Source organism: Nocardia sp. NPDC058518, from assembly GCF_042719655.1.
Lineage (GTDB): Bacteria > Actinomycetota > Actinomycetes > Mycobacteriales > Mycobacteriaceae > Nocardia.
Genome location: NZ_JBHXNJ010000005.1, coordinates 145,977 through 172,265, shown reverse-complemented (window position 1 = coordinate 172,265; position 26,289 = coordinate 145,977). Strand labels below are relative to the sequence as shown.

Annotated in this window: 22 protein-coding genes, 1 tRNA gene and 1 pseudogene; 12 read left to right on the top strand and 12 right to left on the bottom strand. The window is 68.1% G+C overall.

Annotated features, from left to right (window positions below):
• The 3 genes from ACFWPX_RS11670 to ACFWPX_RS11660 form a co-directional block, all read right to left on the bottom strand.
• On the bottom strand, nucleotides 1-1,032 hold the full coding sequence (locus ACFWPX_RS11670) for a CobW family GTP-binding protein (protein WP_378927375.1): 1,032 nt from the start codon (nucleotides 1,030-1,032) through the stop codon (nucleotides 1-3).
• A 78-nt stretch (nucleotides 1,033-1,110) separates the two neighbouring features.
• The gene (locus tag ACFWPX_RS11665; protein WP_378927373.1) at nucleotides 1,111-2,535 is read right to left on the bottom strand and encodes an N-acetylmuramoyl-L-alanine amidase; all 1,425 of its coding nucleotides are present in this window, start codon (nucleotides 2,533-2,535) and stop codon (nucleotides 1,111-1,113) included.
• 187 nt (nucleotides 2,536-2,722) lie between these two features.
• Nucleotides 2,723-3,259, bottom strand: coding sequence for a sigma-70 family RNA polymerase sigma factor (locus tag ACFWPX_RS11660; protein WP_378927371.1), 537 nt, complete (start codon nucleotides 3,257-3,259; stop codon nucleotides 2,723-2,725).
• A 230-nt stretch (nucleotides 3,260-3,489) separates the two neighbouring features.
• Between ACFWPX_RS11660 and ACFWPX_RS11655 the strand changes: the two genes are divergently transcribed.
• Nucleotides 3,490-3,825 (top strand): hypothetical protein, encoded by a 336-nt coding sequence (locus ACFWPX_RS11655; RefSeq protein ID WP_378927369.1) that lies wholly within the window; start codon nucleotides 3,490-3,492, stop codon nucleotides 3,823-3,825.
• A gap of 8 nt (nucleotides 3,826-3,833) precedes the next feature.
• Here ACFWPX_RS11655 and ACFWPX_RS11650 read toward each other — a convergent pair whose 3' ends face one another.
• The 3 genes from ACFWPX_RS11650 to ACFWPX_RS11640 all read right to left on the bottom strand — a co-directional run bounded on the left by ACFWPX_RS11650 (nucleotide 3,834) and on the right by ACFWPX_RS11640 (nucleotide 7,208).
• Entirely contained in the window at nucleotides 3,834-5,357 is a 1,524-nt protein-coding gene (locus tag ACFWPX_RS11650; protein WP_378927368.1) for a nitrilase-related carbon-nitrogen hydrolase, read from the bottom strand.
• A gap of 76 nt (nucleotides 5,358-5,433) precedes the next feature.
• Entirely contained in the window at nucleotides 5,434-6,114 is a 681-nt protein-coding gene (locus ACFWPX_RS11645; protein WP_378927366.1) for a response regulator, read from the bottom strand.
• Nucleotides 6,111-7,208: a sensor histidine kinase gene (locus tag ACFWPX_RS11640; RefSeq protein ID WP_378927364.1), complete on the bottom strand. Its 1,098-nt coding sequence runs from the start codon at nucleotides 7,206-7,208 to the stop codon at nucleotides 6,111-6,113. Before ACFWPX_RS11640 ends, ACFWPX_RS11645 begins: the two co-directional genes overlap by 4 nt.
• Before the next feature lie 214 nt (nucleotides 7,209-7,422).
• Between ACFWPX_RS11640 and ACFWPX_RS11635 the strand changes: the two genes are divergently transcribed.
• Nucleotides 7,423-8,391 carry a cation diffusion facilitator family transporter gene (locus ACFWPX_RS11635; protein ID WP_378912666.1) on the top strand — a complete coding sequence of 323 codons (969 nt, stop codon included), beginning with the start codon at nucleotides 7,423-7,425 and terminating at the stop codon, nucleotides 8,389-8,391.
• A 509-nt stretch (nucleotides 8,392-8,900) separates the two neighbouring features.
• Here ACFWPX_RS11635 and ACFWPX_RS11630 read toward each other — a convergent pair.
• Complete coding sequence (locus ACFWPX_RS11630; RefSeq protein WP_378927362.1) at nucleotides 8,901-12,236, bottom strand: WD40 repeat domain-containing protein; 3,336 nt, start codon at nucleotides 12,234-12,236, stop codon at nucleotides 8,901-8,903.
• A 98-nt stretch (nucleotides 12,237-12,334) separates the two neighbouring features.
• On the opposite strand from ACFWPX_RS11630, the gene ACFWPX_RS11625 reads away from it, so the two are divergent.
• The 3 genes from ACFWPX_RS11625 to ACFWPX_RS11615 all read left to right on the top strand — a co-directional run bounded on the left by ACFWPX_RS11625 (nucleotide 12,335) and on the right by ACFWPX_RS11615 (nucleotide 14,367).
• Nucleotides 12,335-12,829 (top strand): hypothetical protein, encoded by a 495-nt coding sequence (locus tag ACFWPX_RS11625; protein ID WP_378927360.1) that lies wholly within the window; start codon nucleotides 12,335-12,337, stop codon nucleotides 12,827-12,829.
• Between the two features lie 210 nt (nucleotides 12,830-13,039).
• On the top strand, nucleotides 13,040-13,696 hold the full coding sequence (locus ACFWPX_RS11620; protein WP_378927358.1) for a hypothetical protein: 657 nt from the start codon (nucleotides 13,040-13,042) through the stop codon (nucleotides 13,694-13,696).
• Nucleotides 13,696-14,367, top strand: a complete 672-nt coding sequence (locus ACFWPX_RS11615) for a hypothetical protein (protein ID WP_378927356.1) — start codon at nucleotides 13,696-13,698, stop codon at nucleotides 14,365-14,367. The genes ACFWPX_RS11620 and ACFWPX_RS11615 overlap by 1 nt, the downstream gene beginning before the upstream one ends.
• Nucleotides 14,368-14,910: 543 nt before the next feature.
• Here the strand turns inward: ACFWPX_RS11615 and ACFWPX_RS11610 are convergent.
• On the bottom strand, nucleotides 14,911-16,281 hold the full coding sequence (locus ACFWPX_RS11610; protein WP_378927354.1) for a lipase family protein: 1,371 nt from the start codon (nucleotides 16,279-16,281) through the stop codon (nucleotides 14,911-14,913).
• 248 nt (nucleotides 16,282-16,529) lie between these two features.
• On the opposite strand from ACFWPX_RS11610, the gene ACFWPX_RS11605 reads away from it, so the two are divergent.
• Nucleotides 16,530-17,804, top strand: a complete 1,275-nt coding sequence (locus ACFWPX_RS11605) for a PucR family transcriptional regulator (RefSeq protein WP_378927353.1) — start codon at nucleotides 16,530-16,532, stop codon at nucleotides 17,802-17,804.
• 42 nt (nucleotides 17,805-17,846) lie between these two features.
• On the opposite strand, the pseudogene ACFWPX_RS11600 reads toward ACFWPX_RS11605, so the two are convergent.
• Nucleotides 17,847-18,173 (bottom strand): annotated as a pseudogene (locus ACFWPX_RS11600) (transglycosylase family protein); the annotation flags it as partial.
• A gap of 396 nt (nucleotides 18,174-18,569) precedes the next feature.
• Between ACFWPX_RS11600 and ACFWPX_RS11595 the strand changes: the two are divergent.
• Nucleotides 18,570-19,064, top strand: coding sequence for a DM13 domain-containing protein (locus ACFWPX_RS11595; protein ID WP_378927352.1), 495 nt, complete (start codon nucleotides 18,570-18,572; stop codon nucleotides 19,062-19,064).
• 10 nt (nucleotides 19,065-19,074) lie between these two features.
• Here the strand turns inward: ACFWPX_RS11595 and ACFWPX_RS11590 are convergent, their stop codons facing one another.
• Both ACFWPX_RS11590 and ACFWPX_RS11585 read right to left on the bottom strand, forming a co-directional pair.
• A complete protein-coding gene (locus ACFWPX_RS11590) occupies nucleotides 19,075-19,707 on the bottom strand; it encodes a response regulator (protein WP_378912676.1) in 633 nt (210 codons plus the stop codon).
• 95 nt (nucleotides 19,708-19,802) lie between these two features.
• Complete coding sequence (locus ACFWPX_RS11585; protein WP_378927351.1) at nucleotides 19,803-21,005, bottom strand: sensor histidine kinase; 1,203 nt, start codon at nucleotides 21,003-21,005, stop codon at nucleotides 19,803-19,805.
• A gap of 280 nt (nucleotides 21,006-21,285) precedes the next feature.
• Between ACFWPX_RS11585 and ACFWPX_RS11580 the strand changes: the two genes are divergently transcribed.
• Nucleotides 21,286-21,846: a heme-binding protein gene (locus tag ACFWPX_RS11580; protein WP_378927349.1), complete on the top strand. Its 561-nt coding sequence runs from the start codon at nucleotides 21,286-21,288 to the stop codon at nucleotides 21,844-21,846.
• A 176-nt stretch (nucleotides 21,847-22,022) separates the two neighbouring features.
• Nucleotides 22,023-23,129 (top strand): hypothetical protein, encoded by a 1,107-nt coding sequence (locus ACFWPX_RS11575; protein WP_378927348.1) that lies wholly within the window; start codon nucleotides 22,023-22,025, stop codon nucleotides 23,127-23,129.
• 16 nt (nucleotides 23,130-23,145) lie between these two features.
• On the opposite strand, the gene ACFWPX_RS11570 is transcribed toward ACFWPX_RS11575, so the two are convergent.
• Nucleotides 23,146-24,099 (bottom strand): DNA polymerase domain-containing protein, encoded by a 954-nt coding sequence (locus ACFWPX_RS11570; protein WP_378927346.1) that lies wholly within the window; start codon nucleotides 24,097-24,099, stop codon nucleotides 23,146-23,148.
• 109 nt (nucleotides 24,100-24,208) lie between these two features.
• Here ACFWPX_RS11570 and ACFWPX_RS11565 point away from each other — a divergent pair.
• From ACFWPX_RS11565 to ACFWPX_RS11555, 3 genes are all read left to right on the top strand, one after another.
• Nucleotides 24,209-24,281 (top strand) — tRNA-Glu (locus ACFWPX_RS11565).
• A 125-nt stretch (nucleotides 24,282-24,406) separates the two neighbouring features.
• On the top strand, nucleotides 24,407-25,012 hold the full coding sequence (locus ACFWPX_RS11560; protein ID WP_378927344.1) for a QsdR family transcriptional regulator: 606 nt from the start codon (nucleotides 24,407-24,409) through the stop codon (nucleotides 25,010-25,012).
• Between the two features lie 17 nt (nucleotides 25,013-25,029).
• A complete protein-coding gene (locus tag ACFWPX_RS11555; RefSeq protein WP_378927342.1) occupies nucleotides 25,030-26,175 on the top strand; it encodes an acyl-CoA dehydrogenase family protein in 1,146 nt (381 codons plus the stop codon).
• Nucleotides 26,176-26,289: the final 114 nt, after the last annotated feature.

Genomic DNA, 26,289 nt, shown 5'->3' with positions numbered 1-26,289 from the left:
TCACTGCACGGCGTAACGCCACACGCCGAGCATCTCCTGCTCGTCCAAGGGTGTCTCACCGTCGAAGACGGTGTCGTGCAGGCGTTTCAGCGCCGCGTCCGCGTCGAGTCCGGCACCGATCAGCACCAGGTTCGAGACGCGCTGCTCGCCGCGTGCCCAGCTGCCGGGGGTGAAGACCACGTGCCTGCCCACCAGGTGGACTTCGAACTTGCGTCGCTCCCCTGCCACCGCGAAGGTCACATATCCCTTGGCGCGGAACAGACCTGAGGGCGGATCCTCCAGAAAGCCCACCAGCGCACGGGGATTCAAGGCGCGCTCGCTCGTGAACGACACCGAGACGTAGTCATCGTGCAGATGCCGGTGGTCGGGGTCGTCGTGGTCATGGTCGTCGAGCAGTGTGTCGAAACTCAGCTGCTCGGCCACTTTCGGCTCATCGGGTACCCGATCGTCGAACAGCAGGCCGGGATCGATCCGGCCGTGCGTTGTCGCGTAGACCGGCACCTGCCCCACCCAGTCGGCCAACTGCGCGCGTAAACCGGCCAGCGCCGCGGCCTCGACGCGGTCGGCCTTGTTCACCAGCACCAGATCCGCCATCCGCAGGTGGGTCACCAGCTCAGGATGTTGCGTGCTGGTGGACGTGAACTGCTCGGCATCGACCACTTCGACCAATCCGCCGTAGCCGATGCGCGGGTTCGGGTTGGCGATCACCATCCGGATCAGGTTGCGCGGCTCGGCCAGTCCGCTGGCTTCCACCACGATCACATCCACCGCACTGCGCGGTTGCGCCAGCTGCGCGAACAGATCGTCGAGTTCGGACACGTCCACCGCGCAGCACACGCACCCGTTGCCGAGCGAGACCATCGCGTCGACCTGCCCCGCCACCAGCATCGCGTCGATGTTGACCGCCCCGAAATCGTTGACAACCACCCCGATCCGGGTGCCCCGGTTGTTGCGCAGCAGGTGGTTGAGCAGGGTCGTCTTCCCCGAACCCAGAAACCCAGCAACGATCACGACAGGAATCACCGCACCCATGGTGCCACCTCCCCACTGCCACACAGCACGCCGCCCACCCCTGGATCAGGAGTGGGCGGTGTGGGTGCGCCTGAACTGTCAGGACGGGCCGAAAACCATGCCTACCAGGGTGTACGCGAGATTGATCAGCTGGCCGGGGATGGTCGATTGGTCCATGCCGAGGGCCTGAGCCAGGGGCATGAGCAGCGTCATGACCGTGGTGATCGGGCCGCCGAGGGTGCTCAGATCGAGCTTGGATTCGTCCGGCGTTGCCTCGGTTTTGGGTGCGGTGCCGCGGTTCTTCGGGGTGGCGGGTGCGGCGGGAGCCGCGGGTGACGCCGTGCGGGCCGGGGCGCCGGGTGCCGCGGTGCGCACGGGGGCCACCGGAACCGGATCCGCGATGGGGGCGCGCGCGGGGATTGCCTCAGCCGAGGGACCGGTGGCGCCGCCGGGTGTCGGACCCCCGTTCGGTCCCGTCAGATCGCTCGAGCCACTGGGCAGCGGGGGCGGATCAGCCGGTGCCTGGTCGGGCACGGGGGCTGCCGGTTTGGCAGTTGTCGAGGTCGGCGCCTTGGCCGGTGCCGTCCCCTCGGATTCCGGAGTCGACGCGGTGGCCCCTCCGGGCTTCTTCGACGGCTGCGAGGGTTCGACCGGATCGGCCGCGGGTGCGCGCTCGGGTTTCTGAGCGGTGGTCGCGACCGGCACCCGACCCGGTGCGGCGGCGAAGGCGGGGATCGGCTTGTTCAGCAGGAACCCGACGACGCCGGTCGTGATGGCGACCGCGTGCTCGAGCTGACCTTCGCGCGATTCCAGCCGGGCGGCGTCGACGACATTGGCGCCGTTGCCCATCTCTACGAATACCAGTGGCACCTGCGTCAGCGCCGGGCCTGCCACATCCTCGCGGGTCTGCAGGCCCGCGAGGACGCCCGCGTAGTTCGCGGGCGAGAAGCCGGCCGCCAGGTAGGCGTCACGGACCGCGCTCGACGCGAGCCGCCCACCGCCGGACTGCGCGTTGTCGGCGACCGTGTCGGGAATGGGGAGCTGCGGCACGATCATGTGGAATCCGTGCTGGTCGGGGCCCGCGCTGTCGGCGTGGATGCTCACGGCCACGTCGGCGCCGGACTGGTTGGCGGCGCGGGCGCGATCGTCGACGCAGCCGCCCCACCCGGTGTCGTCGGCGCGGCTCAGCACCACGTCGGCACCCAGTGCTTCCAGGGACGCCCGCACGAGCTGGGCGACGTCCCAGTTGATGGTGTGTTCGGGGATGCCGTTCAGCGAGGTCATGCCGGTGGTCTGGCAGTCCTTGGTGCCACCGCGGCCGTCGTCGACCTGGCGGGTCAGGTCCTCCGAATGCGCCGACCCCTGGTGACCGGGGTCGAGGAAGATCGTTTTACCGGCGAGCTGCTCGCTGGTTGCTGGTTCAGGGGCGGCGTGGGCGGTCACGGGGACCAACCCCGACAGCGACACCACCACCGCGGCGGAGACGGTAGAGCAGATTCCGGCCTTGATGATGTTTGGTTGCATGTTCGGTCGGCGCTCCGGGACCGGAGCACCCCTCCCTTCCCATTGGTAACACCTGGTAACACCAAACCCAGTGGTTCACTCTTGCAACGTTGGCGCCCACAGGGCAAGCACAGTTACCGAAATGTAACTGGATGGAAGCATGAAAAGACGCTGGTCAGATGCCCAGATGGGCGATCAGTTGTCGATCTCAGGCAACTTCTGGCAATTGCCGCAGGGATCGCAGCGCATAGTGCACCCGGGTCTTCACGGTGCCCACCGGAACACCGAAATCCGCGGCGACTTCCCGGTACCCACGGTCGTGCAGGATCACCTCGGTCACCGCCGCGCGCTGCGGTTCCGGGAGCCTGGCCAGCAGCTGGTCGACGAGCAGCCCGTCGATGAGTCCGTCGGCGAAATCCGGTCCGCCACAGACGGATACCTCGGTGATGTCGTCCCAGCCCACATCACCGGGCCGCACGGCTCTGGCCCGCGCGATATCGATGATCACATTGCGTTCGATCGCCAGCAGCCAGGTCCGCACGCTGCCTTTGCGACCGTCGAAGTCCTGGCAGGAACGCCAGCCGCGCAGCAGGGTCTCCTGCACCGCGTGCTCGGCCAGGCCGGCATCGCCGAGGCTGCGCATCGCCCGCCAGTGCAGCAGGCCGCGATCGGTGGCCAGCACCTCGGCCAGCCCGTCCCTGGTGCACAGGCGCGCGCAGTGCGCACCGCAGGAGTTGTCCGTCATATGGGGATATCGCGGTGGGCCGCGCCGATGACAACGCCGCGCCTTAAGTAACTCTTCAGGATCCTGCTGGGCCCATGCCGGAAAGTAGTTCTTGCGAGCCCGGCCGGGCCTGCTCCAGGAGGGGGGAGCAGGGACGCCGGGCTCGCTCGTTCTTCCGGGCTCGCGCATTTGAGCGAAGTCCTCCCACGATCGCATCAGGGCGACGACAATCGCCGCGAGGAGTGAACAACGTGGACATCCATGCTTATCCGACCGACGCGCACACGCCGGTCGACCGGGCCGAGGCCACTCGTGTGGCGACCGAACACCTACCCGCCGACCAACCGGGGCACGATCGGCAGATCATCGAATTCGCCGACGGATTCACCGTTTTCGCGATTCAGCCGTTGCACGCGCCGGCGGATCGGCCGATCCCGATCGGCGGCTCGGTGTACGTCATCGACAAGGCGACCGGGGCGGTGTCGTTCTGGCCGACCTATCCGTCCGGCGTGATCGCCGAGCACTACGCGCTGCTGCTGGCGGCGGGCCGGTTGATCGTCGCCGATACCTGGCCCGATCAGGACTGATCGAGTATTCACGAGGTCGTCTCGGTCGAGCGGCGGAGGGCAGCGAGTCCACCGGCCACAGTGAGGGCGATCGACAGTGCGCCGAACCAGTCGCCCCAGCGGACGTAGGGAGTGCGATCGCCGGCGGTGCGGATTTCGGCCAGCGCCATGCGGGTTTCGGTGATGTCGGTGCGGAGCGAGGCTCGAACGGTGCCCCGCGCGTCGATCGCGGTCAACTCGCCGAGCTGTGCGGGGCGGGCGATGGCGATGCCCGATTCGGCGGCCCGCAGGACGGCCATCCGGCTGTGTAACCAGTGGTCGACGCGGAAATCCAGTGCGGGCGCGAGGATGAGCGTCGCGCCGTCGGTTCGGTTCTGGCGAACGAGGGCAGGGCGGTCGAGGTCGGCGCAGATCGCGAGTGCCCAGGAGCGGCCGGGGATCTGGCGCGGGACCGAGCCGCGCTGTAGTCCGGATTCGAGCCCGGGGACGAGGTATCGCTTGGCATAGATGGTTTCGCCCGGATAGGCGATGGCGGCGTTGACGGTGCCGCCGGGTTGCTCGAGCTCCAGGCCGACGACCACGTGGACGTCGCGGCGGAGAGCGACGGCGGTGAGCGGGTCGCGCAACAGGAAGAGGTCGGATCGGCTTGCATGCCAAGCTTTCTCGGAGAACACGATGACTTCCGCGCCCTGATCCGCGAGCTGGTCGATGGCGGCGATCGCGTCGGCGATCATCCGCGCGCCGTCGGGCGACGCGACGGGGACATACATCGGTGGCTGCGCGAGAGCGACCAATCCGACCCTCGCCACCGGACCGTCACTTGCCACCGTGGAGCACCACAGGCCCGCCCCGATCGCGACGGTCAGTGCGAGGGCCGCCATGCCCGCCACCGCCGACCTCATCGACCAGGATCGGCCTGACAAGCTCGGGACGCGGTGCCGTATCCGGCTACTTCGAATCCCGGGCGCGATCAGTACGGCCACGGTGGCGGGCACCCCCAGCACGAGAAAGCTGATGCCCCATACCCCGGTCACCGAAGCGACGCGCACGATCGGGTCCACGCCGGCCTGGGAGTATCCGATGCTCCACCACGCCCCGATCCCGCCGACCTGACCGAACAGGAACTCAGCGGCAGTCCACGCGGCGGGTAGCGCGAGCGCGGCCCACCCGAACCTGGCCCGCATCAGCAGTTTCCGGAAGAGCGCCACGCACGCCCCGAAGATGAGCGCGCTGCCGACCAGCAGGGCGACGGCGGTCGATACGGGTTGTTCCAGAGTCTCGGTGAAGTAGGACCAGTATCCGGCGTTGCCGCCGAGCCAGGACAGCACCGCCGCCGCGTACACCGCCGGAGCATAGTGTCGCGGGGCCAGCCACAGCACCGGGAGTGGGGCCAGCAGGGCGATTCCGGGGATCGGGTGCAGACCTGTACCGATACTCCACAACAACGCCGAGCTCACAGTGGCGGCCAACCACACCATCGATGCCCGAACGGGCATTCGCCGACCGGGTCGCCCGGAGAACCTCTCGCGCACAGCCTCTTCAGTAGAAGTCACCCGTTGATCGTCACGGTGGAGGAGGCTCTGGCGCATCGCCCGGACGAGTGGACTCGCCTCGCTCACGCGAGTGAGATCACCTCGCACCACCCGGCAACTGGTTGTCCCCTCGCGCCACCATCCCGGATTCGTAGGCGAATACCACCGCCTGCGCCCGATCGCGCAGTCCCAGCTTCGAGAGAACGGAACTGACATGGGTTTTCACCGTGTGCTCGGTGACGACCAGCCGGGCCGCGAGTTCGGTGTTGGAACGGCCTGCGGCGAGTTCTCGCAGGATGTCGCGTTCCCGTGGGGTCAGCCCGGCCAGCTGCGCGGACGCTTCCGGATGCGGACGCGCACGTTCGGCGACCTCGGCGATCAGCCGCCGCGTCACCGAGGGGGCCAGCAGCGCGTCGCCGGCGGCGACAACCCTCACCCCACCGATCAATTCGGCTCTGCGCGCGTCTTTGAGCAGGAACCCGCTCGCACCCGCCCGCAAGGCGGAATAGACGTACTCATCGATGTCGAACATGGTGAGTACCAGCACTTTTGCCGCAGTCTCCGCGCAGATGCGAGCGGTGGCGGCCACCCCGTCCAGTCGCGGCATCCGCACATCCATCACCACCACATCGGGCGTGAGCCGCCGGGCCGCCGTCACCGCTTCCACGCCATCGCAAGCCTCCCCCACCACCTCGATGTCGGGTTCGGATTCCAGGATGAGGCGGAACCCGGTGCGGAACAATTCCTGGTCGTCGACGACGAGCACTCGCATCGTCAACTCCCCTGTGCCAGCGGCAGATCGGCCGATACCACGAACCCCGAGCGCGTCGGCTCCACCCGCAGCAGGCCACCGCACGCGTGCACCCGTTCCCGCATCCCGACCAAACCGAAGCCCGCCGCGCCGGTGCCACCTGCCCGACCACCGTCCGCCCCGGTGCCGTCGTCGGCGATTCGTACTCCGAGCCGACTCGATGACCAGCTCAGCGCCACCTCGACCCGTGTCGCCTTCGCGTGCTTGCCCGTATTGGTCAGCGCCTCCTGCACGATCCGGTACGCGGCGGCATCGGCTTGCGGTGATATCGGCACGCGGGCTCCGTGTTCGGTGAAACGAGCGGCCAGACCCCGGTGTCCGGCGAGCGCGACGAGATCGGCGATGGCGGCCACCCCTGGCTGATGCGGCGGATCGTCCTCGCGTAGGGCACCGATGCTGTGGCGCAGTTCCCGCAAGGCGTCACGCCCACCGTCGGCGATCGCCGCGAAGGCCACGTCGGCGTCCGCCCGGTCGAGCAGCGGACCGGTCTCGGCACGCACGATCATCGCACCCACCGTGTGGGCGAGCCCATCGTGCATATCCCGGGCGATCCGCAGCCGCTCGCGGACCACGGCGGCGTCGCGTTCGTCGTCGAGGCGCCGGGTCCGTTCGGCGAGTGCGTCGATCTGGGCCTGCTTCGCGCGGACCCCCGCGCCGAGTGCCCATGCCGTCATGAACGACATCGCGGCATAGGCGTAGGAGTCGGCGGTCTCGCGTGGCACCAGCAGCGACACCAGAATTCCCACCGCGACCAGCACGAAGGTCATCCGCCGCTGCCGCGCCGAACAGTACGCAGCGACGGTGTACACACAGACAACCGTGCCGAACGGCAGCACCGGCAACGCGTGCACGCAGCCGAGGGCGGTGATCGCCGGGCCGACCACGCACAGCGCTCCCACCGGAGCCCGACGCCGCCACAACACCGGCACCGACGCGAGGACCGATAGCCAGACAACCCACCACGGCGCACCGACAACGAGCGCGGGCACGACGGTCGCGGCCGTCACGACGGCGGCGACGAGCGCGTCCAGCGGCGACGGATGTTCCCGGAGTACTCCCACGACGTCCCAGTGTGTCCGCAAACAGTCCACCGCACCTCACTCTCGAGAGTGATTCGGTGCGCAGCACCGCGACCGTACGCTCAGGCATAGGGTGGATTCGGACTCGGCAACATCCGATGACCAGCGAAGACCATGCTCGACCAAGAACGAATTGCACACATAGCGATGTGTGCATATGATTGCGACCGATCGAACCGCAGAAGAGGGGAACGCGATGGGCGCAGGGCATGGGCACGACCACGGGGTATCGGCCGACAGCGATCGGCGCTGGCTGGCCGGCGCGCTGGCGGTGATCGTCACCTTCCTGATCGGCGAAGTGACCGTCGGCATCATCGCCGACTCGCTCGCACTGCTCTCCGACGCGGCGCACATGACCACCGACGCCGCCTCGATCGCGCTGGCGCTGTGGGCGATCCGGCTCGCGGCCCGACCGGCGACCGGGCGGATGACGTTCGGCTGGAAGCGGGCCGAGATCCTGTCGGCCCAGGCCAACGGCCTGACCTTGCTACTGCTGGCGCTCTGGCTCGGCTACGAGGCGATCCGCAGATTGTTCGAGCCGCCGGAGGTGCACGGTTGGCTGGTGCTGATCACCGCGCTGGTCGGCATCGTCGTGAACGTGCTCGCCACCTGGATGATCAGCCGCGCCGACCGCACCAGCCTCAATGTCGAAGGCGCCTACCAGCACATCCTCAACGACCTGTTCGCGTTCATCGCCACCGCCGTGGCCGGGCTGGTCATCATCCTCACCGGCTGGGTACAGGCCGACGTGGTCGCCACGCTGATCGTGGTGGCGCTGATGATCAAGGCCGGGATCGGGCTGATCAAGGCGTCGAGCCGGATCTTCCTCGAGGCCGCGCCCGAACACCTCGACCCCGCGCTGATCGGCCGCGATATGGCCGCGCGCGACGGCGTCACCGAGGTGCACGACCTGCATATCTGGGAGATCACCTCCGGCTCCCCCGCGCTGTCGGCCCACGTCCTCGTGCAGCCCGGCCACGATTGCCATGCGGTCCGCGAGGACATCGCGCACATGCTCGACCACGACCACCACATCGAGCACGTCACCCTGCAGGTCGACCACGCCAGCCCGAAACTCCTCGACATCGGCCACCGCGATTCCCACCCGTGCGCCGACTCGCACGGCCCGAAGCACGTGTCCGATCGAGCACCCCACACCCACTGATGAGGGAAGGCCCCACACCATCCGGTGCGAGGCCTTCTCGTCGGTCACGCGCTAGCGAGGACCAGGTCGTTTCATCGACCTATGGGGCTGTATCAGCCGCCGAAGGAACCGGTCCACAGGGTGTTGACCAGCCCGTGCAGTGCGGCGCCGAAGGTATCGAAGAGGCCGTTCAGGGCGGCGCTACCGGTGTCGATGATAACGGGGATCATAGTAATTCCTCTGTTTCTCGCATAGGCCCAGCCGGAGCTGGCTTACGAATGGCGTATCGACGCTCAAACGCCACGAGTTACGGTTTTCCTGATTTAGTGATGCTGGTAACAGTTCAGCCACAACAGCGCCCCCACCTGGCATTTTCGCGCGATACCCAATAATTATTAACTAATCCTGAGAACTCGATGAGATTTATTGCGATCCATCCGATAAGGCCAGATTTCCATTGCCCCAAGAAATAGGGGCACCGCTACACAGCGTCACACGAATACGAAATCCGCCGGTCGGGCGGGCACTGATCAGCGCGCCGGGCAGGTGTTCACATAGGCGTGGCCGGGAAGAGCGCCTGCCCATTCCTCCCGGGTGATCGGGGTGGTGCCGCTGGCACAGATCCGGTCGGCCTGGGCGGCGGCGTCGGTGCGCCATCGACGCAGGGTGCCGTCGACGGCGGACTCGGTGAGGACGGCGCCGTCCGCGGCGAAGGCCAGCATGGTGGGTTGCCGGTGGCGCTGACCCCGAGCGATGGTGGCGTACGTGGTGGGGTTCGCGGGGTCGGTGTAGTCCCACAGCAGAATGGTGCCGCTGACGATGTCGTCGATGGCCAGCCGGGTACCGTCCGGATCGAAGGCGACTGAACCCGCGGAGCCATTGGCACCCACGGGGACGGGAAGAGCGCGCGGCGGCGTACCCGGCTTGCCGATCTCGTAGACGAAGGCGCCGGTCAGGGTGCCGACCGCGAGGGTGTCGCGCGAGCTCAGGGCCAGCGACATGGTCTGTCCCGGGGTTCGCAGATCGGAGAGTTCAGCGATCGGCGGCGCGTCCGGTGTGGTCGCGAAGACGCTGACATTGCCGGTGCGGTGGCTGCCGACGGCGAGCATGCTGCCGTCCGGGCTGAAGGCGAGCGAGGTCGGGTAGCCACGGCCGAATCGGACACTCGACCGCAATCGGGGTTCGGCGGAGACGTCGAACATTTCGACGGTCTGGGTCAGGCTGCGGCCGATGGCCAAGGCGCCGTCGGGACTGAACGTGATGGCGCGGATGTCGACGCCTGCCGCGCTGAGCGGCGCACCGACCCGACGCGGATGCACCGGATCGGTGATGTCCCATACCTGGATCGTGGATTCGGTTCTGGTCACCGCTCTGGTCTCGTCCGGGGCGATCGCGACGACGTCGATCAGACCGGCGGGGTCGCCGTCGAGCAGCGTTCGATCGGTGGCGAAGGGCGTTCTGGCCAGCATGCGCAGATGTGGGAACAGCTCCTGTGGCAGGACGGGCTGGTCGAGCGGAAACCGGAACAGCGTCAGCGCGCTGGTCGACACCACCGGACCCGGCAGCTCGAAAACGTGCACGGCGTGGTCGAAACTCGTGGTCACCAGCGATCTTCCACCGCGCAGGAAGCGCGCATGCGCGACCATCTCGATCGGGAGCGTGACCAGTTCCGCGCCGGTGTCCAGGTCGCGGATGCGGGCCCTGGTGTCGCCGCCGACGATCACGGCGGATCGACCGTCCGGGGTCAGCGACACGTCGAGGTACTCGTTGGCGCCCCTCGTCACGGCGGGCATCGGGTCGAAGGTGGTCGCGCCGACTCGCCAGCGCGCGACCTCACCTGGATTGAGACCGACGGCCAGCACGGTGCCGTCGCCGGTGAACTCGACCGACCTCGCCTCCGCACCGCCGGGCCGTTCGATGCGGCGGTCGAACGCCGGTGTCCGATCGCGGTCGAGGGTCGCGGTGTTCCAGCCGCGCACTGTGGTCGTCCAGATTCCGCCGAACAACGATGGCGCCGCCGCGACCAGCGTGCGATCGCTCAGGGCGACCTCCACCCGCTGGCCAGAGAAGGACAGCATCGGCATGGCGATCGGGCGCGCGGGATCGTCGCCGAGTCGCCAGCTCGAAACCGTCGCACTGTGCGTGCCGATGGCGACGAACTCGAGGTCGGGACTCAGCGCGACCGACGACGGCATCCGGCCGGACAGCGGTAGCTCGCTCACTTGGCGCGGTGCGCCGGGGTCGGCGATGTTCCACACCGCCGATCGCAGGTCGCCCGCGACCACCAACCATTCGTGATTCGCGCTGATCGCGACGCCGCGGATGTGTCCGCTGCCGGTGGCGAACCGTGGCCAACGGTCGACGCCGGACTCGGTCACCCGCACCAATTCCACGAAGCCGTCGCCTTCGCCGATCGCGATCACGTCGCCCTGAGCGGTGGTCGCGACGCGTGGCGCGTCGGGATCGAAGACCACGCCGCGGCCGAGCACGACACCCGGGCTGATCCGGATGGGCGCGTTCGTCGCGGTGTTCTCCAACAGTGCCGATCGCGCTTCCTCGGTCGGGGCGGTTCGATAGGCGGCGAGCGCGATCTGCTGGGACAGTGCGGGATTGAGATTGCCACCGCCGCGGGCGACGCCGGCGAACAGGCGCGAATTCGATTCCGCTCGCGCGGCCGTGTTCTCGATGCGCATCTGGACGAGGTTGGTCACCGACACCACCGCCAGCACCACGGCCAGGCCCGCCGCGACGGAAACGATCCACAGCGCGAGGTTCGCCCGTGTGCGGGTCCTCGCGATCGCTTCGGACACGGTGCGGGCGGCAGAGATCCGGTCGGCGTAGTTCTGTGGTGCCTCACCCGCGGCTTCCCGATAGGCCTCCGACGCCACCACCACGCGCAGCGACGAGCGTTGCGCGGCAGTCAGTTTGCCCGCGTAGCCGCCGACGGCCGTGAGGTTCGCGCCGGACAGCCCGGCGGTGACCGCGCACTCGGGGTCGAGCCGGCGGGGCCGCAGTCGCCGCAGGAGAGCGTGCCGCGGCGCGAGGTCGTCGAGGGCGACCGCGAACGCCGCGCCCATCGACGCGCCGTTGACGTCGTTGGCCGGTGCGCTGCCGTGCGTCGACACCGACCACAGCACACACGCGTCGGTGCCGGCCAGTCTGCTGATGCGCCACGCTCTTTCGAGGCTGTCGGTGAATTCGCGATCGGCCTGCAGGAAGCCCATCCGCGCCGGGTCGGGATGCAGGCCGCTCGGTCCGCCACGAACCTGGTCGAGGCGAAGCACGCCCACCTCGCCACCACCGCCGAAACTCGAGAACAGCACGCTGATCCGGCTGGCGCGCACGACCGGAAGGGTGTGCCCGGCCAGCTCGAGCGCGGCCATGATGGCGTACCCGCGCGCCGCGCGAGCGCCCTGGCCGAGCAGATGGCGCACGATATCGCCGAGCGGGGCATTCGCACTGGTGATCGGAATACCGGCGGGCAGCAACTGGGTGCCGACCGAGGTCAGCCCGGCGCGTTCGGCGTGATCGAGGAAGGTCTCGCATGCGTCGCCGGTATCGATCGAACCGGTCAGGGCCTGCGCCAGCACCGCCATCGCGCGCGCCGCCGACAGATCCGCGGTGATCCGGCGGTCTTGCGCATCGGGATCCTCGGCCTCCTCCTCGAGCAGATCGTCGTCCGTGGCGAGGTTCTTCCAGCGGGCCAGCGACTGCCGTGCCAGCACACCCGTCTCCCGGCGGTGCTCCAGTAGCCCGCGCGCGGCATCCGGCCCGGCGGCAACGGCGTCGCGGCACAGGGTCAGCCACCGTTGCGGCGCACCCGTCAGCTCGATCAGCACCGCGTCATCGGTCGATTCGACCGCCATGTCTCCCCCGTCTCCGCCAGGCATCACCGGAGACCCTCCCGAGAATGCCCCGATACGATTGAATTCCAGCACACCATCGATTGCCCCAGAGGACCACGTTGTCGAGACGACACATCGCCGGACGCACCCTGACCGCGGCTGCCCTGCTCGCCGTGATCGCGATGTCGGCGAGCTGTGCCGCCGCCGAGGACACCACCGAGCCGACAAAAGTTGTAGCGCAAGAGATTTCCGCCCCGCTGCCACTGCCGAGTGCCGACGAGGTCGGGCAGCTGATGCGGATGCTGCTCGACACGGCAGTGCCCAACGCCGAGAAGCTCGAGCTCATCCAGGGCATCGGGAGCGACCCCGAACTGCCGAACCGGGTCGCCGACGCCCCCCGCCAGGGCGGCGCCACCATCACGATCACCATCACGGGTACCCGCACCGCACCACCCGGCATGCTGGCCGACGGCACCGCGTCGATCAACAACAGCCCGCCGCAGCCGATCATCGTGAACTTCGTCGCCGAGGACGGGAAGTGGAAGGTCGAAAAGGCCTGGTACTGCCAGATCGCGTTCTCGTTCATGGTCGCCTCCCCGGCGTGCCCGACCTGATCGCGCGTGGCCATCGGCGAACCGCTGAGGGCGGCAACCGCATCTGTGTAGGAGCCGATCGACCCGACAGGAGGCTCCGCGATGCGACATGTTCGATCCCGCACCGCGGTCCGCTGTCTCACCTCGGCCCGGCCTGCGGCGCGGGTAGCATCGACGGCGTCGAGGAAACGAGCCGTGGTGTGCCCATCGCAGGCCGAGTGGGGGTACCAGGTGAGTTCTGAGCCCTTGGACCGGTGGCTCGGCGCCGCGTGGAGCGAAGTCCCCGAACGTCTACGTCCCGCGGTCATCGACCACATCTTCGGCGCCGATCTGGTCACCATGTCGAGCTATGCGGCGATCAAAGCGCGCTACGTCCTCGATCGGCTCGACCCGGATATGCGCAGCGACTTCGAAGATGTCGCCCAGGACACGATGGTCGAGCTCACCGCGACGCTGCCCACCGAGCGGATCCGGCACTGGAAAGCGCTGGTGCTCAAGAAGCTCCAGTGGCAAGTGCTGCAGGACCGGCGAAGTCGCACCGCCGAGAAGCGCCACCCCGGTCACCGGGTCGACTACGAGTCGGCCGTCCTGGTACTCGAGGACCATCGGTGCGGCGACGCCGAGAACCGGCTCGCCGACCGCACGATTCTGCGGAACGCGCTGGCCTCGATCGCGCACGCGGAGACCGCGGCCGTGCTCCGCGCGACCTTCGTGATCGCCACCGACGGCAGCTATTCCGATGTGCAGACCACCGGTGAGGTGGCCCGCGACCTGCGGTTCAGCCAGGAGAAGGTCAAGCGATTACGCGCGGCAGGCGCCAAGTTGCTCCGCGAGGCAGTGCGCGCGCAACTCGACGCCCGCGACGGGGACAACGAGGAGGCATCGTGATGGCGCCGGATCATGACGCGGACCGCCTGAGTCTGCCGGTCGATATCGATGTGCTGATCGCCTTCGCCGAGTCCGACAGCCCGGATGTCGACGCGGAGTCCGCCGCCGCCGGGGCACGGATCGCCGAGCGACTGTTACGCGGCGGCGCGGTGTCGCACAGCTCGGCCGGCTTCGGCGCACGCCGCGCCGTGATGGCGGTGCCCGGCTGGACCGTGCAACCGCTCGCCGCGTCGTCGGAGGGCGAGACGACGGCGATCCGCGCGGTGCAGAAACAGCTCGACCAGGAGTTGGGTATCGAATTCACCCGCTCGCCCGCGGGCGCGGAGCAGACGCGGATCTCGGTGCACTCGTTCGGTGCCCGGGCCGCGGCGGGCGATATCGTGCGGGTCGCGGTGAGTCTCGGTGCCGAGCGCACCGAACTGCTCGTCGTCCTCTACGCCGATGCCGACGGCACGCTCACCGGGCAGGTCGTCACCAGGGCGCTCACCATGTCCGAGGATCTCGAGATCTCGCTGCTGCCTGGTGCCGCACTCGGCAGCACGCACACCTCGGCGGTCACCGACGCGGTGCGCTGCTCACTCACGGCGGGGCGCAACGCGTGGCGCCGGGTGGCCAAAGGCCTACCCGCCGGTGATCCGGTGCGGGCCGCGATCGTCGCCGGCTTGAGCTGATCGTCACGGTCGCGGCGCAGTGCAGGAACCCGATTACCGGAAGTGCTTGTCCGGCAATCGGGTTCGGATGCCCTGGGAGGGCGCACCGCCGACCCCGTGGAACCCCCCTGCGGCTCCACTCGGCGAGCGGCGGCGCCGCCGTCACTCCCAGGGGCAGTAGTACTCCACCGACGCCGCGGTGATGACGACGACGTCGGTGAAACCCCTCACCGACACAGATGCCGTGCGGGGGACGAACGGTTCGCGGCGAACCGCTGCCGGGACGTGGCGCATCTATGTTCTCGACGGGCACCGATGAGGCCCGGTAGTGAGGAACGCGGGGATGACACCTTCGAGGAACGACGCGGCGCGCGCACTCGCTGTCGCCGCGGCGATGGTGTTTCAGGTGAGCGCGCATGCCAGGCCGGGATCGCGAGCGACGGCCGAGGCCCGGTGAGCGCCACCGATGAGTTCGCCGCCGTCAGCGGGCCGATCCAGAGCGGCGCTCAGCTCACCGCCGTGGTGGAAACCCGACCGACCACCCGCCTTGGCGAGAGCACGGACTCAGCATTCGACGGCGACCGCGGCATCATCGTCAGCGTGCGAATGTTCGGAATCGCCGCGACACAGGCCGGCTCGTTCAAGTGAGGCTCCCGTATCCATCCCACCGATCGGCATACCGCCGAGCATGCGCAGCACCAGGCGCACGAACGTGAGATGAGTGCGGATGGCACGCGGTGAACGGGCGACGGAGGCCACGGTGCACGTACCGGTCGGCGCGGGACGGCCGGCGAATCGGTCGGTGAGCCAGTCGAGAACGGCAGGCACGATGAGGAATTCGAGTGGTAGGTGCGAGCCGCGGCGCACCCGCAGGTAGCGCACCGTCGCCCCGGCCTGCTGATAGCGCCGCACGTGGGCGTCGATATCGGCGACGGCGATCACCTCGTCGTTCACCCCCTGGACGATGAGCAGCGGTGCCGCGGGCGCGCGGGTGCCGGGTTCGATGTCGGCGAGGATGCGGCGCAGGACGGGTTCGGCGAGCAACTCCCCCATGCCGCCGCGCAGATGCCGGGCGACATCGCGACGGGCGAACCGCAGCAGCAGCGCGAAGGTACTGCGCTCTTCGGCTTCACCGAGCAGACCGCGGTATCGCGCGTCGAGGTGATCGTGCAGCAGCGGACCGAGCTCGGGATAGGCCTGCCGCAAACCCGCGACGAACGCCGCGGGGAACCCGGCGAACCACCCACCGTTGAGGCGCTCGAAGGCGGCGGCCGGGTCACCCACCGGTGAACCCGCCGCCGCGCCGACGATGTTCAGCTCCGGCGCGTACTCGGCGGCGAGTTCCGCGGCCCACGCCGTCGCCAGCCCACCACCCGAATAGCCCCACAGGGCAACAGAAGTGGTCGGCGCCAGCGCCGTCGGGGCGAATGCGAGAGTGGCCCGAATCCCGTCCAGCGCACGGTATCCGGGCTCACGCGCCGCCCCGAACCGACCACCGAGCCCCTCGTGATCGGGCACCGACACCGCCCACCCCTGCTCCAGGGCCATCGCGATGATCGGCAGCTCCAGCGGCGCGATCGAACCGAGCGTCCACGCACCGCGCCGCAACGCGTACGACGGAAAGCACTGCGGGGCAACAGCATCGATCGCGCATTGGAACGACACCAGCGGCCGTGGCCGCGCCGACGCACCCCACGGCAGCAGCACCGTCGTCACCGAGACTTCCGGCGCACCGTCGAGATCGCAGGTGCGATACAGCAATTGCCACGCCGTGATCCGCTGCCGGAACACCCCGAACAGCGCGACCTCCACCGGCCGCGACCGCACCACCGTCCCCGGCGCGAGCGCGTCGATGCCGGGTGGGGTGGCGTAGAACGGGTCGTCGGGCGGCAGCACAGGCGCGTCGTGCCAGGTCGCTGCCGTATCGACGGTCATTGGCTGCCACCGCTGCCGAAGAACCAGGGGTTGAACGTACGGGTCAAGGCGGGACTGCCTTCCGGATCGAGAGCACGCGGCGTGATCGAGGTAGCTCGGACGCACTCTGCGAATCTATGACCCCGGGCACCGTGATGTCACTGCACCGGGGAACGAGAAACTCTGGACGAGATTGGCACGGGAGCCAAGTTCTGTTCGTTTTCGATCGGATGCTCCTGTACCGGCCTGTCGTCGGACACAATCGAGTCATGCTCGCCGAACACCCCGTTTCCGAACTCCCCGCGCTGCCCGCGCTGACCGCCCGTCTGCTGACCCGATGGCCACAGATTTCCGAGCGCATGCTCGCCGACGGTCTCGGCGCCAACGCACCCGCCGAGCTACCCGACGGCCACTTCACCGCGGAAGTGCTGCCGACCATCTACGCGTGCGGCCGGGCCGTGCTCGAGGCGATCGGCGCCGACCGGGAGTTCACCTACGCCGAGGTCGCGGCGTTCGTCGCCCCGGTCGCCGAGCGCCACGCCGAGGACCGGCTGCCCTTGCCGATGCTGATCGGCGCGATCCACGGCTCGGCGCAGTCGGTGTTCGCCGAGGCGCTGTCGCTGGCCCTGCCCACCGAGACCGCGGAGATGGCACGGGTCGGCAGCCGCCTGCTCGATCTGCTGCGTCACATCAACATGACGGTCGTGGAGACCTACACCGAGGTCGAGCAGTCGATCTATCACGCCGAACGCGAGGCGCGCCGGGAATTGTGTTCGGCGCTGGTCCGCGGTCTGCCCGCCGAGGAACTCGCCGCCCGCGCCGACACGATCCTCGCCGACCAGTACACGGTGCTGGCGGTCCACCTGAGCGAGCCGCCCCGCGTCGGCACCGCGGCCAACCTGGTGACCAGGCGACGGATCCGGGTGCTGCAGCGCGCCCTGGACGAACTCACCGGCACCACCACTCCGGCCACCTTCGACGGCACCCACGGCATCGCGTTGCTGAGTCACAGTTCCGAAACCGACGTCGTCGACGCGGCGAAGTTCGACGAACTCGCCGACCGGCTGCGCGCGCAGTTCGGTGTACCGGTGTATCTGGCCGAATTCTCCGGTGTCAGCCGTGATGCGATTCCGGCCGCGGCCAAGGACGCGACCGAACTGACCGAATTGGCGCGACTACGCGGCAAGCCCGGCGGCTGCTATCGACTCGACGATCTGCTGCTCGAATACCAGCTCACCCGGCCCGGCCCGGCCCGAGAACGTCTGGCACAGCGGGTGATTCCGCTCCTGAGCAGTCCGCACCTGATCGACGCGCTGGAAGCGCATCTCGTGCACGGTGGCGACCGCAAAACCGCGTCACGACTGATTCACGTGCACCCGAATACTTTTACCTATCGGCTGCGCAGGATTGCCGAACTCACCGGCCTCGACCCGGCCGATCCATCGGATTCACGCATGCTCGCCGCATCGCTCACGGTGTATCGGCTGGATTCTCCGGAAAACGAAAAAACCCGCTATTCGACGTGTGCATCGAATAGCGGGTAATTCGTTTCCCGACAAGGAAAGTTTACTTGTCAGCGCCCTTTACAGGTAGGCGCTGCACACGGGCCAGGCACCGGGACCCTGCGCGGCCAGCACGTTCTCGGCCACGCGGATCTGCTCTTCACGGCTGGCGTTGTCGGCAGTGCCCGCACCACCGTAGGCTTCCCAGGTGCTCTGCGAGAACTGCAGGCCGCCGTAGTAGCCGTTACCGGTGTTGATGTTCCAGTTGCCCGTGCTCTCGCACTGCGCCACGGCGTCCCAGTTGTTCGCCGAGGCGGTTGCGGTGGTCAGACCGGCCGGAACGGCGATCATCGCGCCGGCAACAGCGGCAATACCAAGGGCACGGGTGGTGAACTTGCGATTCAAAGACATAAAGTATTTCCTGCCTGCGCCCACCGACTCGGTGATGAAAACTACCGCGTCCCTGCCCCTCAGTCATGTCGGGGATCCTCGAATCGCGGGGCAGGCTTTCCGGCGTTCTGCGATTCGATTCGGCTCGGGTTGTTGTTCAAGCCGTGATCGAATGTAGCCGGAATGTGCGCTGAGATCACGTACCGATCACAGAGCTGTTTGTAGCGGATATTGTCCAAAGGAACACCGTTCACCGCTGGTCGGCCGTAATAAATCCGTAATCACATTACTGTCGTTATAGCCCCGTAATGTGACGGGGCTCATATGGATTCGGAGACCCCGGTCACGTTTCTTTTCCGGCAATTCGGGCAAGCGGTACGGGCCGCGCCGGGGGATGATGGGTGAGAAGGAGGCGCTATGAGCACTCGCCGGACCCTGTTCACCGTCATCGCCATCGGCTTGGTCGCGGCCGTGACCGTGGGTCTCTACCTGTTCCAGCCCTGGCGGTTGTTCACCACGGTGACCGTCAACGAGGCACCGATCGTCGCGGTGGACGGTGCGCCACCACCGGTGATCGCCGAGGGCGCCTTCATCTCCCATGAGCACGGCACCTCCGGCACCGCGCAGCTCCAGCGCACGTCAGAGGGCACAATCGTGCTCCGGATCGTCGACCTGAACACCTCCGACGGGCCCGACCTGCACGTCTGGCTCACCGATCAGCCGGTGATCATCGACGACTGGCACAACTTCGACGACGGCAACCACATCGACCTCGGCTCCCTGAAAGGAAACGAGGGCAGCCAGAACTATGAGCTGCCAGCGGGCACCGATCTGTCGACGGTGAAGTCGGTCAGTATCTGGTGCGAGCGCTTCCGCGTGTCCTTCGGCGCCGCCACTCTGGCGCCCGCGTAGGTCGGACCGGTCAGGCGAGCAAGCGCCGCTCGGTGGCCACCGCGACGGCCGCCGCGCGGGTGTCGACGCCGAGTTTGTCGTAGATGCGGCCCAGATGGGTTTTCACCGTCGCCTCGCTGATGTGCAGTGCGCGGGCGATCTCGCGGTTGCCGAGGCCGTGGGCGAGCTGGCCGAGGATGTCGCGCTCGCGGGCGGTGAGCGTGGGGCCGGGGTTGCGCATCTTGGCCATCACCTTGGCGGCGACCGGCGCGGACAAGGCGGTGTGCCCGCTCGCGGCGGCGTGGATCGCGGCGAACAGTTCCTCCGGCCGTTCGGCCTTGAGGAGGTATCCGGTGGCCCCCGCCTCGATCGCGCGGGTGATGTCGGCGTCGGTGTCGTAGGTGGTCAGCACCAGGACGTGCGGGGTCGGCGCGGGCTGGGCGGTGATCCGGCGGGTCGCTTCGACGCCGTCCATGTCGGTGCCGAGCTGTAGATCCATCAGCACCACGTCAGGGTGCAGGCTCGCGGCCAGTGTGACCGCGGTCGGTCCGTCGGCGGCCTCCCCGATGACCTCGATATCGGGCGCGCTCGACAGCAGCGCGTGCAGTCCGGCGCGGACGACAGCGTGATCGTCACAGATCAACAGGCGCACGGTGGTGGTCACGTCCCGATGTTAGTGCGCGCATTCCGGTCGCCGCGTTTCTCTCGCAGGCGTGCATCCGCGCGGACGTTCGAGGGGCCGAGCCATCGGTGACCGATTCAGCGGTCGGCGATCGTGCCGGCGGTAGTCGGTGTGCCCGGAACGAGCGGAATGGCGGCGGAGAGCACTGTGCCGTCGCCGGGCGCGGATTCGATGGTGCAGGTGCCGCCGAGTTGACGCACGCGCGCCCGAATCGCGGGCAGACCGTGTCCGCGATGTTGCGCGGGGTCGGCCTGTGCGTCCGGGTCGAAGCCGCGCCCGTCATCGGCGACGTCGAGCACGATCTGATCGTCGAGGCTGGTCAGCGTGATCGTGGCGGTGGTCGCGGCGGCGTGTTCGCGCACATTGGCCAGCGCGCCCTGGGCGATGCGCAGCAGGGTGGCCTCGACCCGCTGGGGCAACGGGCCCGGTGTGCCTTCTATATGGCAGCGCACGGTCAGGGTGTCGGTGGTCTCTCGCTCGGCGAGTGCGGCCAGGGCGGCGGGCAGCGAGCCACCGGCGGCGAGGTCGGCCGGGGCCAGGTCGTGGACGAACCGGCGCGCCTCGGTCAGGTCGCGTTCGGCGATGTCCGCGGCCGACCGCAGGTGCGTGTGCGCGAGTTGCGGATCGCTGTCCCACACCAGGTCGGCGGCTTGCAGCAGCATGCGCTGGCTCGACAGTCCCTGGGCCAGGGTGTCGTGGATTTCCATGGCCAGCCGTTGCCGTTCGGCCAGCGTGCCCTCCCTGCGTTCGGTGGCCGCCAGTTCCTGCCTGGTCCGCACCAGGTCATCGATCAGCGCGGCCTGCCGTTCGGCCTGACGGCGCATACCGACGAACAGTGCCGTGGTCACCGCCGCCACCGCGGGCGGGGCGAGCACCAGATTCGGATCGAGCCACCCGGCGATGCGCACCTGACTCGACACCACCAGCGCGGTGAGCGCGACGACCAGGATCACCGCGACCCGCTCCGACAGGATCCGCAGGCCCGTGTACACCAGCGGCACCGCGCACCAGGCGAAACTCGGCGCGAGCACCACCAGCACCGACCAGGTGAGCACCAGCATCGCGAACCACGCGAGCCGACCCGACTGCCGCAACTCACTCAGCGCGTACAGCACCGCCAAAGTCAGGGAAAGAACGACGATCAACGGCGTCGAACGGGTCTCGCTGTGCCGGATCAGCCACCGCATCAACGATGCGGCCAGCAGTACATAGAAGGCACTGTGGACGATGACGGCGAGCAGGCGCGTGTCGTCTCGCTGCTGCCCGAGTATCTGAGCCAAAGAAACCACCTGTGTTTCCGCGGATGATGGCGTCGCTGCGCCACGGAGATCAGTTCTCGGCCGCCTCGATCTGGACTGACCGGAGGGTGCGACGAAGGAGTACCGGCGCGGCGCCAGCCGCCAAGAATACGGGTCATCCGATCGGTTGACACGGGTGTCGGCCGATTCGGGCGCGGAGTGCAGCCGGTACGCCGATCCGGGCGAGTCGCCGAGCGAACAGGATGGATATCAACAGGCCACGGCAGACCGCCGACCGGCCGAGAGCCGCACAGGAGCAGCCATGTCCGCCAAGTCCAGCACCCGCAATCGCCTCATCATCGCCGGCGCCACCGCTGGTGTCGTCGCCGCCGGTGTGGTCGGCGTCGTGACCGTGCAGGCGCAGGATCAGGACCCGGCGACCCGCACCCCTGTCGTCGTCAACGCCGCCGACGCCAACCTGGCCCAGTCCACCCACCTGTCGATCGCCGCCGCCACCAAGGCCGCGCAGACCGCCCTCGACGCCGCCGCCAAGGAGAACCAGCGCGTGAGCGTCGCGGTGGTCGACCGCAACGGCAACGTCATCGTGACCCTGCGCGGCGACGGCGCGGGCCCGCAGTCCTACGACGCCGCCCAGCAGAAGGCCTTCACCGCCGTCTCCTGGAACGCCCCCACCACCGAACTGGCCAAGCGCCTGGAGTCCGCTCCGCACCTGGCCGACATCGACGGCACTCTTTTCCTCGGTGGCGGTGCCCCGGTGAAGGCGAACAACGCCCCGATCGCGGGCATCGGTGTAGCGGGCGCCCCGAGCGGCGACCTGGACGAGAAGTTCGCCCAGGCGGGCGTCGCGTCACTCGCCGGCTGATCGACGCCGAACCGCGATGGCGCACTGTCGAATTCGGCAGTGCGCCCGCGTCATCGGAGACCGAGCCGGTGATGCGCGTCGAATCCCTGTTAGCCGAGCGTATGCTGACCCGGGAGTGCTATGTCCACAAGCTGGTGTCGGCGCACGTCGTCCGACCAACAGATGCGGAGGCCGTCGTGCTACACACCGATATCCCCAGCCGGGGCGAGCTCAAAGCTCTCGCCGCAGTGACCGATAGCTGGTGCGTCTCGATCTACACGCCGACCGAATCCGATACGGCGAACCCCGACCAGAACCGGATCGCGTTCTCCAACCAAGCTCGGCGAACACTCGACCTCGTCACCGACCCCGGCGCGCGCACAGCGTTGCAGGAGGAATTCGACGCGGTGATCGAAGACGCCGAGTTCTGGCGGTACCAAGCTCGTACTCTCGTCGTCCTCGCCACCCCGACACGAATCCGCACCTACCGGCTGCCCAACGCGCTCAGCGCCGCGGAAACCGTCGGGGATCGGTTCTACCTCCCGCGACTCGTGCGGGCCGTGACCTTCCCGCAGTCCGCGTTCGTGCTCGCACTCGCCGAGGGCGGGGTGCGTCTGGTCGAGGTAACCCCGGATCGACCAGCGCGGACCGTGCCTGTCGAAGGACTTCCGAGCAGCGCCGCCGACTATGCCGGAAAGGCGAGCCTCGGAGATCGGGCCCCGAAAGGCCGTGTCCAAGGTGACGAAGGCAGCAAGATGCGGGTGCGCCAGTACGCCCGCGCGATCGACGGCGAATTGCGAGCCATCCTGGCCGGACGCGACGTTCCGCTCATTCTTGCCGCCTCCGAGCCCAGTGATTCTCTGTACCGGTCGGTGAGCAGCTACGACGGCCTGCTGGCCGAGAGCATCCCCGGCAACCCCGAGCACGTCTCCGACGAAGACCTCGCCGAACGCTCCAGAAAGATCCTGGACCGCCACTACTCGACGCAACTGGCCGAACTGGCCGAACTGATGGACAAACGTCGCGGTGAAGGCCGAGCCAGCACCGATGTCTCCGACCTCGCGCGTGCCGCGACCGCGGGAGCGATCGATACCGTGCTCGTCGATATCGATGCCTCGGTTCCCGGGACGGTTTCCCCGGAGGGCGCGGTCGTCTTCGGCGACCCGACCGATACCGAAACCCCTGGTGTACTCGACGAGATCACCCGCCGCGTGCTGCTCACCGGCGGCGACGTCCTCGCGGTGCGCGCTCAGGACATGCCCGATGGGGCACAGATCGCGGGCATCCTGCGCTACGCACCGTAAGCGGCAGCGCGGCCCGTCATGCTTCCCGACGGGCTCGCGCGCGTCGTTTGCCTTCGTGCATCGCCTGGACCCTGGCCACCGGGATGGTGTGGCCTTCGTCGATCAGATCCTGGGGAAGTTGCTGTGGAGCAGGCATTTCCGATTCCCATGGATCGTTGGCGCCGATCAGCTCCGGTACGGTCCGCAGCGTGAAATCGGCGGGTGTCACGTTGTCGAGATCGGACCAGAGCAGGGGGAACGACACCGTGACACCCGGCCGGATGCGTGGGCTGTAGGCGGCCGCGACGGTGGCGCCGCCGGCCCGGGTGGCGTCGAGAAAGACCTTGCCCTCGCGGTCTTCCCGGATGAACGCGGTCGTGCCGACCGACGGATCGATGCGTTCGGCCCTGGCCACCACCGCCCGCGTGGCGGCGGCGGCATCCTCGACGTCGATTCCCGGCACCACCGGCACGAAAACGTGTAAACCCTTGGACCCGCTGGTCTTCACGGCACCCGCCAGCCCGTCGGCGGCGAGGGCGTCCCGGATCAACCGAGCGCCCGCCACCGCGTCGCCGAAGGTTTGTCCCGGCGACGGATCCAGGTCGAGCACGAGGTGCGTCGGCTCTGGCACCCACTCCGCGAGGAACAGCGTCACGTGGTACTCGACCGCCCGCTGATTACCGAACCACAACAGTGTCCGCGGATCGTCGCAGAGCGCGTAGGTGATCTCCCGGCGAGAACTCTCCGCCCACACCTGCGTCCGCGGCACCCACTCCGGGGTGTATTTCGGGAGGTTCTTCTGCATGAACGGCTCCTGCCCCGGCCGAACCCGCACCACCGACAGCGGGCGACCACGCACCACCCGGAGCAACCGTTCCCCGGCGAACTCGAGGTAGTCGACCAGATCCCGCTTGGTTGCCTGCGCCCCGTCGAACAGCGGCTGATCGAGATTGCTCATCTCCACCCCACCGCGCAGCTCTTTGCTGGTCATGGCCCCACCTTGCCCCGGCGCCGAGGGGCGGTCAACCCCCGTTTTGGTCGATCACCAGGTCGTCGGCTATCGTATGTTCGCGCGGCTCACCCCGGTGAGCTGTTGTTCTGGCCCCGTCGTCTAGCGGCCTAGGACGCCGCCCTCTCAAGGCGGTAGCGCGGGTTCGAATCCCGTCGGGGCTACAACGAGAACTCCTCGGTCATGGTGACCGGGGAGTTTTTTTGTGCCCTTTTTTGTGCCCGGAGTGCAACATATTGACAGACGTTGCACGGTTCATACACTGTAGGAAACGGTGCATGGAGGTGACGTGATCGAGCAGACGGCACTGGAGAAACGACTCCAGGACGCGGCAGCGCGGCCCGATCCCGTGAGCGCGTTCCGGGCCGCAAGGGCCGTATTCCTGGCCGGGCACCGACTCGAGATGAAGGAACTCGCCGTCGCACTCGGAGTGAACCGGGCGACGCTGTTCCGGTGGGTCGGCGGGCGCGACGAACTGCTCGCCGAGGTCATCTGGTCGGTCGCCGAACCGACATTGCGTCGCGCGGCCGCCGCCGCTCCCGGTCGCGGCGCGTACCGCATCGCGACAATCCTCGGCGATTTCGCACAGGCCACCAACACCTCCCACGCCTTCCGCCAGTTCCTGTTGCGCGAACCCGAACGGGCGCTGCGACTGCTCACCACGCGCGCGGGATCGGTGCAGCACCGCATCGTCGCGATCGTGGAAGATCTACTCGCCGAAGAGATTTCGGCGAACGCTCTCGATCCGCTCCTGCCGGTGTCCGAGCTGGCGCTGCTGCTGGTGCGGATCACCGAGACCTTCATCTACACCGATGTGATCAGCGGTGAGGAACCCGACGCGGCCAGAGTTGTCCGGGCGTCATTGGTTCTGCTGGGCGAACGGCCCGAACAGTAAGTCAGCGAAAGGACACCATGAAGCGCTCCGTCTACACCGAGGACCACGACGCCTTCCGCGCGTCGGTCGCCGAGTTCATCAAGCGCACGATCGAGCCGAATGCCGAACGCTTCGTCGAAGAGCGGGCGATCGACCGCGAAACCTGGCTAGCGGCAGGCGAACTGGGCTACCTCGGCCTCGGTGTGCCCGAGGAGTTCGGTGGCAGCGACGCGGGCGACTACCGGTTCAACGCCGTGCTCGGCGAGGAGCTGGCCAAGGCGAGCGCGGCGCTGTCGTCCTCGTTCGGCATCCACTACGACGTGTGCGCGCCCTACCTGGTCGAGCTCACCACCGACGAGCAGAAGCAGCGCTGGCTCCCGAAATTCTGCACCGGCGAGATCATCACCGCCATCGGCATGACCGAGCCGTCGGGCGGTTCCGACCTGGCCGCGCTGAAGACCACCGCCGTGCGCGACGGTGACGACTGGATCGTCAACGGCTCGAAGACGTTCATCACCAACGGTTTCAACGCCGACCTGGTGATCGTCGCCGCACGCACCAGCCCGGAGAAGAAGGCCAAGGGCATCACCCTGTTCGCGATCGAGACCGGGATGGAAGGGTTCACCCGCGGGCGCAAGCTCGACAAGGTCGGCCAGCCCGAATCCGATACCGCCGAACTGTTCTTCGACAATGTGCGCGTGCCCGACGCCAACCGGATCGGCGAGCTCGACCGCGGTTTCATCGCCATGATGGAGCGGCTGCCGCAGGAACGCATCGGCGCCGCGGTCTCCAATCTCGCGCACGCTGCCGCGATCCTGGACGAGACGCTGCAATACGCCAAGGAGCGCAAGGCTTTCGGTCAGCAGATCGGCAGCTTCCAGTACAACAAGTTCCTTTTCGCCGAGCTGGTCACCAAAGTCGAAGTGACACAGGCGTTCGTCGATCAGGGTATCGCCGCGCACGCTGCCGGTGAGCTGTCCGCGGTCGACGCCGCGAAGGCGAAGTGGTGGTCGGCGCAGGTGCAGAACGAGGTGCTCGACGCGTGCGTGCAGCTGCACGGCGGCTACGGCTACATGCGTGAATACCGGGTCGCGCGGGCGTGGATGGATGCCAGGGTCACCAAGATCTGGGCGGGTTCCAACGAGATCATGAAGGAACTGATCGGCCGCGATCTGGGCCTGTAGCCCGGAAAGCGTCGCGCCCGGCGAAGGATCCAACCCGCGCCGCCGCCCCGCCGGGGGCGACTGAGTTTAAGGGACACCCCCCCCATCTTCTTGGGTTTTTCACGCCTGTTTTCG

Coding starts and splice junctions, on each gene's coding strand:
- ACFWPX_RS11610 (WP_378927354.1), bottom strand. CDS start 16,281: ATGACCGTCGATACGGCAGCGACCTGGCACGACGCGCCTGTGCTGCCG.
- ACFWPX_RS11670 (WP_378927375.1), bottom strand. CDS start 1,032: ATGGGTGCGGTGATTCCTGTCGTGATCGTTGCTGGGTTTCTGGGTTCG.
- ACFWPX_RS11635 (WP_378912666.1), top strand. CDS start 7,423: ATGGGCGCAGGGCATGGGCACGACCACGGGGTATCGGCCGACAGCGAT.
- ACFWPX_RS11580 (WP_378927349.1), top strand. CDS start 21,286: ATGTCCGCCAAGTCCAGCACCCGCAATCGCCTCATCATCGCCGGCGCC.
- ACFWPX_RS11570 (WP_378927346.1), bottom strand. CDS start 24,099: ATGACCAGCAAAGAGCTGCGCGGTGGGGTGGAGATGAGCAATCTCGAT.
- ACFWPX_RS11630 (WP_378927362.1), bottom strand. CDS start 12,236: ATGGCGGTCGAATCGACCGATGACGCGGTGCTGATCGAGCTGACGGGT.
- ACFWPX_RS11595 (WP_378927352.1), top strand. CDS start 18,570: ATGAGCACTCGCCGGACCCTGTTCACCGTCATCGCCATCGGCTTGGTC.
- ACFWPX_RS11665 (WP_378927373.1), bottom strand. CDS start 2,535: ATGCAACCAAACATCATCAAGGCCGGAATCTGCTCTACCGTCTCCGCC.
- ACFWPX_RS11660 (WP_378927371.1), bottom strand. CDS start 3,259: ATGACGGACAACTCCTGCGGTGCGCACTGCGCGCGCCTGTGCACCAGG.
- ACFWPX_RS11605 (WP_378927353.1), top strand. CDS start 16,530: ATGCTCGCCGAACACCCCGTTTCCGAACTCCCCGCGCTGCCCGCGCTG.
- ACFWPX_RS11555 (WP_378927342.1), top strand. CDS start 25,030: ATGAAGCGCTCCGTCTACACCGAGGACCACGACGCCTTCCGCGCGTCG.
- ACFWPX_RS11615 (WP_378927356.1), top strand. CDS start 13,696: ATGGCGCCGGATCATGACGCGGACCGCCTGAGTCTGCCGGTCGATATC.